Below are 12142 nucleotides of genomic sequence, written 5' to 3'. Positions count from 1 at the left end.
ATACGTCGTATGATGTGTTGACGCGAATGTACGTCGGTTAATCGTTTAACTCACTTGGTGCATACCCCTATAAGCGCTGCAGCCAAGGGTTTTAGGCATCAGTCCGGGAATCGCCTTCTCTGCCCCGGCGATTTTCAGAGAAACGTTTTCCGGAAATGGATTCGCGTTTGAATCGGGTGCCCGCGCAGCTGGTTTCCCGACGCCGGAAAGCAATCCTTCGCTTCGGTCACCTTCGTTATAGGATGACTGACCACGACACAAGCACGCCGGCGCGTGGCCAAGAGCACGCGCCGGTACACGCATCGTGTGCGGCGGAACGACGAAGGTTCGGGAGGAATCCGTGCAGGCGCGGGCGCTCGCCGCGCCGTCACGTCTGCATGACCAGCGACGTCAGTTGCGCCGCGCGCGTCACATCCGTCTTCGCGTAGATCGATTTGATCTGCGCGCGGACCGTGCCGATCGACACGCCGCGCAGCGCCGCGCATTCCTGCGGCGACAGCCCGTCGCAGCACAGCAGCACGGCGAGATCGGCTTCGGCCGACGACAGCCCGTAGAACACGCGCAGCCGCTGCGCGCGGGCCGCCGGCGAACGCAGGTCGGCGGCCGTCATCAGTGCCGCGACGCCGGGCCGTTCACGCAGAAGGCGCGACTGTTCGGGAATCGGCATCAGCGCAAGCGACAACGGTTCGCCCGTCGCACGACGCAGCAGCAACCCGCCGCACGCGAACGCGTGCCGCCATTGCGCATCGTCGACGCAGCCTTCCGGCGCGAAGCGCCCGTTCACGATCCGCATCGCCGGTTCCGCCGCGATCAGTTGATCGGCCGCGCGATTCGTATAACGCAGTTCGCGATGTTCGCCGAGCAGGAACACCGGTACCGGAATCGCATCGAGCGCCGATTCCGCGGCGGCCACGCGCGCCTCGAGTTCCCCGATGCGCGCGTGGATCCGCAGCGCGCGGCTGATATGCGTACCCATGATTTCGATCGTGCGGCGCTGATCGCCGGATAGCCCTTGCGATTCCGGGCCGCCCTGTACGCTGAGGAATGCGCCGGCCCCCGCTTCGCGATGGATGTACAGGCCCGAGATGCTGCCGAGCCCGTAAGGACGCAGGAATTCCTGATAGAACACGCCGTGTGTGCGCTGTCGCGGGGACAGGTGCTTGACGTCCTCGAACCAGCGGCCCGCCGGCCAGTTGCTGGCGACCGGCACGACCGGGTCGTACCGGTAGAACTCGGTGTTGTAGGTGTGGTAACAGGTGGCGACCCACGACGCGTCGTCGCCGGCCGCCTGCTCGATCGCCGGCACCCGCGCCGCGTCGTCGAACGACAGCAGCGTGGCCATGCGCACGCCGACCGTCGATCGCAGCCCGTCCAGCGCCGTTTCCCATCGTTGATCGCCCAGTGCCGCAGCGTAGATGTCATCGATCCATGCCGATGGAATCAATCCGTTCCATTGCATCTGGCTACCCCCGCGCCGTGCGTTTTTGTCGAACGTCTTGCGCGAATCTTACTCAACCAGCGGCATTGTTCAAATTACCGGTGCGCATTTAATTTGAAATACCCCGTTTGTTAACGTTTATCGTCAGACGTAATGGCCATTCTCAACAAGCTTTCGGTTCCTTTCCGCATCAAAGATCGGGACCCTGGCGCTCGACAACGCCGATCGGGATTGCAGCGCGCATTCCGCGGAATTCATCACGACACCGGCTATTCATCAGGATCGGCGTATGTCATGATGCAGCGCATGAAGATCCGAAACGCGACGACCCACCTGCACCATCACCACGGACGCCCTCTGTTGCGCCGTGGTTCGTTTCGCATCTAGCACTTGCATCGGGCGCTGCCCCGATCAAGACGACGACCAAGGCGCCTCCGGCGCCTTTTTTGTTTTTTGCCGCCTTAAAAACCTGCTGCGCCGATCAATCGATAACTTACGGAGTGTTTTTCAATGCAACGACCGTGGAAAGAAGTGTCCTTGTCGGAATTGCCGCTCAGGGAGGATCTCAGGTTGCAGCACGCATACGGGGCGCCGCAGCTCGACGTGCCGGTCTGCCTGAACGTCAACGAGAATCCGTATCCGCCGTCGCCGTCGCTGGTCGAGCGCATCGCGACTGCCGTGGCCGACGCGGCGCGGCAGGCGAACCGTTATCCCGACCGCGACTTTGCCGAGCTGCGAGCGCATCTGGCCGCCTATCTGACGCACGACACCGGCGTGACGATCGACGCGTCGAGCGTCTGGGCGGCCAACGGTTCGAATGAAGTGATCCAGCAGATTCTTCAGGCGTTTGGCGGCCCGGGGCGAGCGGCGCTGGCCTTTACGCCCGCGTATCCGATGTACGACGAATACTGCCGCACGACCTTCACGCGCCTGCATACGTTGCCGCGTACCGAGGATTTCGCGCTGGATCTGCATCAGGCGATCGACAGCATCCGCGAGCATCGGCCGAGCGTGATTCTGCTGACGTCGCCGAACAACCCGACCGGCACCGCGCTTCCCGTCGACGATATCCGCGCCATTCTCGACATCGCGCCGGGCGTGGTGGTCGTCGACGAAGCGTATGCGGAGTTCCGGCGCCACGGCGTGCGCAGCGCGGTGACGCTGCTGCCCGACCATCCGCGGCTCATCGTTACCCGCACGCTAAGCAAGGCGTTCAAGTTCGCGGGCGGCCGCGTCGGGTATTGCGCATGCGTGCCTGCGATCGTCGAAGCGCTGAAGCTGGTTCGGCTGCCCTATCACCTGTCCGCCTTTACGCAGGCGGCCGCCTGCGCGGCGCTGGTCGCGCGTGACGAGATGCTGTCGCAGGTCGACGCGATCAAGGCCGAGCGCGACGCAATCGTTTGCTGGCTGCGCAGCCAGGGTTTCACCGTGGCCGATTCGGACGCCAACTTCGTGATGTTCGGCAAGTTTGCCGATCGCCATCGGATCTGGAGCGGGCTCCTGCGCCACGGCGTCCTGATTCGCGAGTCCGGCCCGCCGGAATACCTGCGCGTGTCCATCGGCACCGCGGCGGAGATGGCCGCGTTTCGTGCGGCGTTGCTTGCGGTGACGGCGAACGAACCGGCAGCGGACCATGCGGTCGATGGCGCGATGGAAGGCGACGTTTGATGATCGCGCCCGTTCGGGTGCGCCGTGCCGGCCACGTCGCCCATCGCGGCGGCCGGCGCGTGTCGGTGCGTGTCGGCGCAATGACCAACGATGCGCTTACTTCATCGCCACGTATCGCGATTCCATCTCGTCGATCTTCGCGAGCACCGTTTCGCTGAGCTTTCTGAGGTGACGCGGCACATCGGGCGTCGACAGCAGTTCCTCGATCCGCCCTCGCCAGTAACTCGGGTGCCTCACGCGCCCGGCGCCCGACATCGACACGTCGTCAGCGATCGTCTCGCTGTCCAGGAGAGCCACCATTCTCTGGATGTGAGAAAGCTCCCGTTCTACATAGTCTCGTGCCAGCATATTGATTGAAATTCCCCGAAATGCGACAGCAGGCTTTCCGTCATCAACGCGCCATCGTGCGGCGATGCAGTGAGGCATCGATGCCCCGCACACGTTGCCCGTCAGCGTACGCCCGGCCTGTGTCAGTCAACTGCGTGGGCATTCCCGGCGTTCGACACGGAATGGCAACCCTGCCCGTGCGTTCCGGTTACATCCATCCCCCGATGCCCTGCTGCCAATCGTAGGCGGACTGTCCGGCGCCGGCATCCCCAAAAGTGGGGATGCCGGCCGAAATCGGGGAAGCGGCGGTTTCGGGAAATGACGGGAAGCGGAATGGCCGGCGAGCACGCGGCTGCTCGCCGGCGCTGCGGCGCGATCGCGCCCGACTCGAACGGCCTGCCGCCGGTGCGCTGTTGTCGGGCGAGTCGGAAACGGGGATTTTCAGCGTGTACGGACAGATATCGCCCCGTGCGCAACGGAGCGTGGTTACCTCCGATAAGGCGGCGGCTCGAGTTTGACCGGATCGGGGTTCAGGCACACCCATGCGACAGCGAACCGGCACAGTTGCGCCGGGTCGCCCGACTGGTGCTTGACGTCGTGCACGAGCGCTTCCACGTCAGACAAATCGGCCGACGGCAGCGGCGTACCGGTGCGCACGAATGCCGCGAACGCATCGGCCATCTTCCGGAAGTCCGCGTCCCAGTTGCAGCCGCCGTTGTGGTCGAGTTCATACTCGATGCGGCCCGAGATCCGGATGAGTTCGCCCTGCACCGTCGCTGCATGCCCTGTCCACGGCACCAGTTGCGTCCACAAAGCCTGATGCTGCTCCTGCCACGTGCCGGCCGCGACGACGATCGGCGAGTGCGCGTCGTGCAGTTGACGGCGCGGCACCGGCGGCACGTCGAACAGCGCGTAGAGCCGCTCCAGCGCGGCGCTGGCCGCATCGACGGACGCCGGGTTGAAGCGCTCGCGCATGAACTCGAAACGCTCGCCGATCTCCGTGACGCTGGTTTGCATGGGCGGCGTCCTCGCCGCGCCGGCGCCGAGCAGCACCTCGGCGAGCGCGACCATCTGTTCCAGATCCGCATTGCCGCAGGTGCGCAGCGCACGCTCGAGCGGCGTCTGCCCGTCGCGGTTCAATGCGTCGACGCGAGCGCCGTAGTCGAGCAGCACGCGGGCGGACTGCGCATTGCGCGAATCGGCCGCCGCGTGCAGTGCGGTGCCGATCGATGCACCGTCATCGTGAACGTCCGCGCCGAGTTCGAGCAGCACGTCGAAACGGCCGCGGCGGCTGCGGGCGCGCACGTGCAGCGCGGTGTTGCCGTATGCGTCGACCGCGCCGATATCCGCGCCCTGCGCAACCAGCCAGCGCGCAAGGTCATCGGGGCAACGGTCGAACGACAGCGCCGTCCGTTTGCCGACCCCGCCGCGCGCATTCACGTCGCAGGTGTCGAACACCGCCTGAAGCTTCGCAAGGTCGCCTTCGTCGAGCAATGTTTCGAAGTCCTTCGGTAGCAGCTTCTTTTTTGCTTTCGGCATTACAAGTCTCCGCCATCGCAGGAATACGCATCATGCATCGGTTGTCTGTATGTTTCGCAATGCTGCCTGCATGTGGAATCCGGCTCGCGAAGAATCAGCTACCGGCATGGCTACGCTGCAACCCGAAAATGAAATCCGCTTCCACCGAAGCACCTTTCGGCAATTGCAGCACGCCGACCGACGAACGCGTATGAACGCCCGCATCGCCGAGCACCGCATACAAAACGTCGGACGCGCCATCGGCCACTTCACTTTGCATCGTGAAGCCGGGTGCGCTTCGCACGTACACGGTGATGCGCGGAACCGTCGCTATCGCATCGAGCGTGCCGCAGTGCTTGCGAATCAGCGACAGCGCACGCAGCGCCGATATTCCCGCCGCACGGCGACCGTCGTCCAGCGAAACGGATTCGCCCACGACGCCGACGAAGTGCACCACTTCCCCCACCCGCGGAATCTGGCCGGCAATATAGGCCGTACTCCCGTCGACCAGAACCGGCGTGTACTTTCCGCCGATCCTGATTTCCTCGTCCGGATCGAATCCGAATTCGGCCGCGACCTGTATCAGCTTATCGTCTCTGTTCATCAGTGAATTCCCCGATACTTCCGAAAAAAGATAAAGAATAGTCGAGTCTCCCGAGCGTGTCCCGAAAGAGAAAGTCGGCCGCGAACGGCCAAAGGGACGCGACCGGATCGTCCAGCGCTGCCGCGCAATCCAGTGCGAGTTCGCCGAAGCGACGGACTTTTCAGGTGTTCGAAGCAGTCTTGTGCGCCATATCGACGGCGCAACGCGTAGTCGGAGAGAATTTCCTCATCATTTCCGGTTTAAACCGCTATCATATGGGCACACAACCCGAAGAGCGATATATGGCAACTTACAAGGAACTGAAAGCTCAAATGGAAGCTTTGGCCGAGAAAGCCGAAGCAGCGCGCGCCGCGGAATTCCAGTCGATCGTCGACGACATCCGCGCCAAGGTCGCGGAATTCGGCATTACCGAGAAGGACATTTTCGGCGTACGTCGAGGCCGGTCGGCCAAGCAAGCAGCCGCCCCCGTGCAGGCCAAGTATCGCGACCCGAAGACCGGGGCAACCTGGTCCGGCCGTGGCCGTGCGCCCGCATGGATCAAGGATGCGAAGAATCGCAATCGATTCCTGATTCAGGAATAAGGTTCTCGACGCGCACCGGCGCGCGGTTCAGCGCGCTGTCCGGCATATTGGGCATCGGTACCGGCGGTATTCAAAGACCGCTCCGGGTTGATGGCGATTTGTCTCATTCAGCGCGTGGCGCGCCGGCTCATCGCCAGATTGCGTCGCGCGCCGATACTTTCTTCAGCGTTCGTAATAGATCGCAAGCCAGACGGTTTGCTCGTCTTCATGCGTCCACGCGACGCGATGGCGGCAATGCGGCTCGATCAGCACGTAATCGCCGGGGCGCATGTCGTGCCGCGTCGAACCCTCTTCGAACTCGAGCACGGCCGCCCCCGACAGCAGCACGACCCATTCGGCGCGCGAGTCGTCATACCAGAACCCGTCGGGACTCGCGTGCCCCATCGACACGATCCGCTCGACGTTCAGGCGCTGCCCCGTGACGAGGATGTCGATCCGCTCGTCGCCGCCGCGCTGCCCTTCGACGCTGAACAGGTTGCCGGTTTGAAGTTGCATGATTTGACCTCGTCGTTGACCTTCGTTTGAAGAAAGCAGGTTCAATGGTGCCGGGAATGTTCACTGCAGTCCAACGGACATCATTATTTAAAAACGCGTCGATGAATGCACGCAAAAAGATGACGAATGGCCGTTACAGCGCCTGCGCCCATTCATTACCGGGGTGAAGAGCGTCGAGACAGCCTTTTAGCCAGGCGCGTTCGCCAACCGGCAGTTTCGGCAATGCCCTATCGAAATCCTGTTGGTCTTTGGGGCGCCTATCCCTGGCCTTGAACAGCAGTACCGCGGGCGGATTCAGATACGGGATATCGTCGGCGGTTCGCATCACCATTTCGGCACGCGATCGCTTGATCGACGGATCCCGCTTGTAGGCCCACCATTCGCGCGTTCCAGGTTCGATCATCATATCGACCCGCCAACATTCAGCTGCACGATCGAATCCGCAACATCAAGTGCGGACGCGAAAGTTCACGGCACCCATTCGGGATCACCAAGCCAAAGTCCCGTTCTGAAACACTTCAGATGGCCGCCGGCCACTTTGAGACATTCGACAGCAGTGTAAAAACCGGGAAATTTCCCGGCCTCTTTCAGAATCGGAAATTGATGCCTGCGCCCCCATAGTAATTGCTCCGCGTCTGCACGATGGGGCTGTCGCCGTAGCGGCCAAGGATTCGCGATGTCCCGGCCGTTGCAACAACCGACCAATGTTGCGACACGGCGTGCGTCCACGCGAACGACATCGACGCGCCATGAAATCCGCCGGTCAATGAATACGGCCGGAATCCGCTTGACGCCGCCTGCGCATCCGTCACGCCATAAAATGTCTGCATATAACGGCCTGTCGCCGCGTGTGCGGCTCCCGTCAAGACGATTTGATTCTTGCCCGCATGCAGCAGCGGCACCGCCAGATCGATGTGTCCGGCGAACCCGCGCGATGTGTGCGTGATCGGGGCATCGATCGTCACCGACAGTTCGACGCCCTCTTTGTCGCGCACGCCTGCCCGCCACTGCGCGATCACCGAACCGGGCACGTTGCCCATGCCCTTCAGGTAATCCGAACCATCCCCGCTAAAACGGTTCGAATCCTTGCGCCCGCCCGCGTAGCCGATCGATGCGGACACGAACATGCCGTGCGGCGATGTATAGCGGTAGCCTGCCCCGCCTGTGGAGCTGATGAAAAAGCCGTCGGAAAATACGGCGGAAAACGACGGCCCGATGACGCCTCGATACTGATTGCTGCCTTGATAGCGCGGCGCGATGCCACCGCCAAGCGAAAGCGTATATTCGTTCTCGGCATGTGCGGTGACAGCAAAGGTCAGCGTGGCGAGCGGAATGCAATAGCGGCTGAAAATCTGGGACATTATTTTGATTCTTTGACGAAATAGATGGTCTATAAAGCCGTTTCAGAAATCCCATGAGGGGACGACGGCAATCCGGGGACGCACGGATCCCCAAGACAGTGGGCTGGCCTCGTGGATATCAACGAGACGATCGAGCCCGGACGTGTACCGTGAACGCGAAGATCAGGATCGCGGATCGAGCCAGTCCCGGACGAGCCGGGCGACCTGCCTCCGGCGCTCGATCATCACCATATGCCCTTCGCCTAGCAGCGCATGATGAGTGACCGACGGCACCCACGCGGACGTTTCGCGCGCCGCGTCGGCGAAGATCGGGTCGGCGGTGCCGCCGACGATCAGCGTATCTGCGCGGATCTGGCGGGGCCACGGCGAACCGTCGTGTGCGTCGTCACGCAACGCGCGCAGGGTGCGGACTATGACGTGTCTGGCGTTGACCGACGACGCGACGCTGCGGCGTCGGCCGAGCAACGCAGCGCGCAGGAGCAGGTTGCGCCAGCCCGCGCGGAAGCATCCGGACATCGTATCGAGCAGGCGTACGAACTCGGAGCGGGTAGCGTGAATGATTTGCTGCTCGACCAGTCGACAGCCGTCCGGAGCCAGGCGATGCGCACTCGAGACCAGCACGAGTCGTGAGACGAGTTCCGGATGGGCAGCCGCAAGGCGCGCCGCGACGACGCCTCCGAACGAGATGCCGATGAGCGTCGTGCACTGCCAATGCGTGGCGATCGCGCGCGCGATATGCGCAACGATGTCGGTGATCCGGTATTGCGCGCCGGGCTTGTCGGGATATCCAAGCAGTACGAACGGCGTGTCGGGCGGCAGGATGCCGGCAACGCGGCGCAGGTCGCGCCGCAGCCGACGCGGGGTCGCCTTCGAGACGAAGGCTTGTCCGCCATTCAGTACGACGACCGCTGGCGGTCCGCTACCCACTTGCGCGGCCAGGATACCGCCGTCCAGCCGCATTGCTCGAACGGGACGAGCACCGATCCGGAACTCGTTCAGTTCGTCCGGTATGGGGTCCATGCGCTTCCTCCGATGAAAAGACGCCAGCATGAACCCTGACGTCCACGTGAGGGTCAAGCGCCAGACTCATCGTTGCCGTCGTCGGCAATGACGGCTCCCTGACGCTGCAGCCATGCGAGTACGTCGGAATCGATCGGATGGCCGGCTTGCAGAATGGGCTCGTCACGCAGTGCCTGTTGCAGCTTGCGGCGTAGCGCGACGTCGCCGCGCGCCGTTCGTTCGAGCAGCGAGTGCCAGCGGCTCGCGAGCGAAGCGGAATCTCCATTGTCGGCGCCGCAGGCGATCGCCCGTCTGATGTCTGCACCGAGCGTGATCCATTCGGCCGACAGCGTCTTGTCGAGGCGCTGGATTTCGTCGTCCGTCAGGTGGCGCCGCCAGGCCGCCAGATGCAGACGGGTCGCCTGTTCGATATAGGCGATCAGCGTGTGATCGAGCCCTGCATGGTCGGGAGCCGGCGCCGCGCCGACATGCAACTGCCGCCAGCGCCGCGTGATACCGATGTCGCCGTCCATCCATTTCATCGCGGCGGCAAGCCAGCGATACGCGAGCTTTTGCGCTTCGCGGGAGTCCGGCGGGACATGCCGATCCATTGCGTCGCGCACGTCCGAAAACAATGTCGACAAGGCCGCTTCCATGTCCTTCCAACGCGCAAGGATCGTCGCAATTTCCGACGTGTTGAAGTGTTCCCGATACCGATCGAGCAACGCGAGCGTGTCCGGCCAGTCCGCATCGCGCCAGGTCATGCCCGAATCGGAGGCCGCTTGCAGCACCCCGAGCCGCTCGCTCAGCGCATTCAACCTTGTCAGTTCAGCGTCGATTGCGCGCCGGCTCTCGGCAATCACTTCCGCCAGCGCGAGCTGCCGGTTGCGCAGCATCTGCGCGATCGCATCCAGTGTCAGGCCCAGACCACGCAGCGCCTGGATCGTCCTGATCGTCGATACGCTGGCTTCGTCGTACAACCGATAGCCTGACGTAGAGCGGCCGATCGGCTTCAGCAGACCTGTCTGATCGTAGTAGTGCAACGCGCGGACGGTAATGCCGCAACGTCGGGCAAGCATGCCAACCGTTAATGGCATAGAAATTCCGTCAACAATATGGAGTATGGCGGATAGGGAAGTGGGATTTGCTCGATGTCCGTGACTGACGCGTTCCGGGCGAATTTCTGCTCCTGAACAAACAGCAACGGCTTTCAGAAATTCGCTGGCGTAGGTTCCGGCGCAGCTTTCTGATTCCAGCCTCGTCACATAAGGCGCAAAGGCCTGCGCATCATTGAAGTGACGTTGGCAGGTGCGTCGGTGCGTCGAGTGCTCATGTGACCGGGAAAAGTTGTCTTGGCCGCCCGAGTTTACCAGCGGCCCGGACGTGCGAGCGTGAAGTTCGCCTTTCGGCCAGATGCCCGAGGTCACGACCGATTGAATCTGCAGCCGGAAGCAGCCGATCTCGTTCGTCGTTAGCCGACCATCTTCGAGCACCCTTCCGCACCCGTCAAACCATCGTCTTCAACCAAGCAAGCAGATCCGACTGCGCGCTTCCGGCCGTCACGGGTTCCGGCGTCAACAAGCAGTAGTGCGAGCCGTCTTCCACGAAACCCATCGGCGCGACCAGCACACCGCTTTCCAGATCGTCGCGAACGAGATGCCAGGGGCCGATGGCAACCCCCAGCCCCGCGACGGCCGCCTGCAGACTGAAATAGAAATGGTCGAACATCTGCCGCCGCCCGCTCCCCGCCGGCCGATTCGCGGCCACCGCCCATTCCTTCCACGCGTCCGGTCTGGTCCGCGTATGCAATTGCGGAGCATCCGGCTTCAACAAACAACCATCGCGGCCACTGGAAAACCACGCATCGACTTTGTCCGGCCGACAAACCGGCCCCACCCTCTCGGTGAACAGACGCTCGGCGTGATAACCAGCTGGCCACGCAAAGTCGTTGCGGCGGATAGCCATGTCGATGCCGCTGTCGAACGAAAACGGCCCGCCCGCAGCGGCCAGGTGGATATCGACGCCCGCGTATCGGGCCTGAAAATCCGGCCAGCGCGGGATCAGCCAACGCATCAACAGCGTGGGCTCGCACGACAGAACCCAACGCCGCGCGCGGGCGGCCTCGGTACGCAATTCGTGCGCGGCGTGACGCATCAGGCCCAGGCCGTCATGCACCGCCTGGGCCAGCTTGCGGCCCGCGTCGGTCAGGAACACACGACGGCTGCGCCGCTGGAACAGCGCCACACCCAGGTCGTCTTCGAGCAGACGCACCGCACGGCTGACCGCGCCGTGAGTCACGCACAGTTCGTCGGCGGCACGGCTGAAATTCTCGTGACGCGCCGCCGCCTCGAAACAGCGCAACGCCATCAGCGACGGCAGGTTTGTACGGACTTGTTGTGAGTCAATCTCACCATTCTGGTCAGAAATCATCGCTTTTCCGGATGGAATACGGTCCCTATGATTGTGCCATGACGACATCAATCGAAAGGACGACGCGATGACGGAACTGATAGTTGTAGTCACCATTACGCTGCTGGCCGTCATCAGCCCCGGGCCGGACTTCGCGATGGTCACGCGCAACAGCCTGATGCTGTCGCGCCGATCGGGCCTGCTCACTGCGCTGGGCATCGGGCTCGGCGTGACGGTCCACGTGAGCTACACGCTGCTGGGCGTGGGCCTGCTGATCCGCCAATCGCTGTGGCTCTTCAATGCCGTCAAGCTCGTCGGCGCGATCTACCTGATCTACCTCGGCGCAAAGATGCTCATGGCGAAGGCCGACACCGGGCAACCCACCGTAAATGTGGCGCCGCTGTCCGATCTGGCGGCGCTGCGCACCGGTTTTTTGACCAATGTGCTGAATCCCAAAACCACGGTATTCATCGTCAGCCTGTTCATGCAGGCAGTCCGGCCCGACACGCCGTTGATCGTGCAGATCGGCTACGGCGCCTTCATCGCGTTCGCGCATGCGGGCTGGTTCAGTCTGGTGGCCGTCTGCTTCTCCGCCACGGCAGTCCGCGAGCGATTGCTGTCGCTGCGTCACTGGATCGACCGCACCTTCGGAGGCTTGCTCGTGGGCTTCGGCGTCGCGCTCGCCATCGCGCGTGGCGGCCGCTGATTCGCGTGTCCGGTCCGCGCTTCCAGGCGGCCGTCA

General features: G+C 63.1%; 13 protein-coding genes. 3 read left to right on the top strand and 10 right to left on the bottom strand.

Annotation, left to right across the window (positions count from 1 at the left end; all coding sequences use genetic code 11):
- Positions 1-367: 367 nt before the first annotated feature.
- Positions 368-1459 carry a helix-turn-helix transcriptional regulator gene (locus ACM6JT_RS33700; RefSeq protein ID WP_217590531.1) on the bottom strand — a complete coding sequence of 364 codons (1092 nt, stop codon included), beginning with the start codon at positions 1457-1459 and terminating at the stop codon, positions 368-370.
- 489 nt (positions 1460-1948) lie between these two features.
- Here ACM6JT_RS33700 and ACM6JT_RS33695 point away from each other — a divergent pair, with 489 nt between their 5' ends.
- A complete protein-coding gene (locus tag ACM6JT_RS33695) occupies positions 1949-3106 on the top strand; it encodes a histidinol-phosphate transaminase (RefSeq protein ID WP_414858073.1) in 1158 nt (385 codons plus the stop codon).
- Positions 3107-3202: 96 nt separating this feature from the next.
- On the opposite strand, the gene ACM6JT_RS33690 is transcribed toward ACM6JT_RS33695, so the two are convergent.
- From ACM6JT_RS33690 to ACM6JT_RS33680, 3 genes are all read right to left on the bottom strand, one after another.
- The gene (locus ACM6JT_RS33690; protein ID WP_034182455.1) at positions 3203-3454 is read right to left on the bottom strand and encodes a hypothetical protein; all 252 of its coding nucleotides are present in this window, start codon (positions 3452-3454) and stop codon (positions 3203-3205) included.
- A 465-nt stretch (positions 3455-3919) separates the two neighbouring features.
- Complete coding sequence (locus ACM6JT_RS33685) at positions 3920-4972, bottom strand: ankyrin repeat domain-containing protein (RefSeq protein WP_414858072.1); 1053 nt, start codon at positions 4970-4972, stop codon at positions 3920-3922.
- A gap of 94 nt (positions 4973-5066) precedes the next feature.
- Complete coding sequence (locus ACM6JT_RS33680; protein WP_414858071.1) at positions 5067-5555, bottom strand: RidA family protein; 489 nt, start codon at positions 5553-5555, stop codon at positions 5067-5069.
- Between the two features lie 281 nt (positions 5556-5836).
- Here ACM6JT_RS33680 and ACM6JT_RS33675 point away from each other — a divergent pair, with 281 nt between their 5' ends.
- A complete protein-coding gene (locus ACM6JT_RS33675; protein WP_034182467.1) occupies positions 5837-6136 on the top strand; it encodes an H-NS family nucleoid-associated regulatory protein in 300 nt (99 codons plus the stop codon).
- Positions 6137-6298: 162 nt separating this feature from the next.
- On the opposite strand, the gene ACM6JT_RS33670 is transcribed toward ACM6JT_RS33675, so the two are convergent.
- The 6 genes from ACM6JT_RS33670 to ACM6JT_RS33645 form a co-directional block, all read right to left on the bottom strand.
- Positions 6299-6631, bottom strand: a complete 333-nt coding sequence (locus ACM6JT_RS33670; RefSeq protein WP_258285223.1) for a cupin domain-containing protein — start codon at positions 6629-6631, stop codon at positions 6299-6301.
- Between the two features lie 133 nt (positions 6632-6764).
- Positions 6765-7037 (bottom strand): hypothetical protein, encoded by a 273-nt coding sequence (locus ACM6JT_RS33665; protein WP_207921151.1) that lies wholly within the window; start codon positions 7035-7037, stop codon positions 6765-6767.
- Between the two features lie 181 nt (positions 7038-7218).
- Complete coding sequence (locus ACM6JT_RS33660) at positions 7219-7965, bottom strand: MipA/OmpV family protein (protein WP_165948170.1); 747 nt, start codon at positions 7963-7965, stop codon at positions 7219-7221.
- A gap of 189 nt (positions 7966-8154) precedes the next feature.
- Positions 8155-9012, bottom strand: coding sequence for an alpha/beta fold hydrolase (locus tag ACM6JT_RS33655; RefSeq protein ID WP_414858070.1), 858 nt, complete (start codon positions 9010-9012; stop codon positions 8155-8157).
- 53 nt (positions 9013-9065) lie between these two features.
- Positions 9066-10484 (bottom strand): MerR family transcriptional regulator, encoded by a 1419-nt coding sequence (locus ACM6JT_RS33650; RefSeq protein ID WP_414858069.1) that lies wholly within the window; start codon positions 10482-10484, stop codon positions 9066-9068.
- Between the two features lie 13 nt (positions 10485-10497).
- On the bottom strand, positions 10498-11421 hold the full coding sequence (locus ACM6JT_RS33645; protein WP_414858068.1) for a LysR family transcriptional regulator: 924 nt from the start codon (positions 11419-11421) through the stop codon (positions 10498-10500).
- A 67-nt stretch (positions 11422-11488) separates the two neighbouring features.
- Here ACM6JT_RS33645 and ACM6JT_RS33640 point away from each other — a divergent pair, with 67 nt between their 5' ends.
- A complete protein-coding gene (locus ACM6JT_RS33640) occupies positions 11489-12106 on the top strand; it encodes a LysE family translocator (RefSeq protein ID WP_105392014.1) in 618 nt (205 codons plus the stop codon).
- The last annotated feature ends 36 nt before the right edge of the window (positions 12107-12142 follow it).

The sequence above is a fragment of the Burkholderia sp. IT-111MI5 genome (assembly GCF_949752865.1).
In the GTDB taxonomy this organism is placed as follows: domain Bacteria; phylum Pseudomonadota; class Gammaproteobacteria; order Burkholderiales; family Burkholderiaceae; genus Burkholderia; species Burkholderia pyrrocinia_C.
Note: the sequence above shows the minus strand (reverse complement) of the source record. Positions and strands in the feature narration are given on the sequence as shown.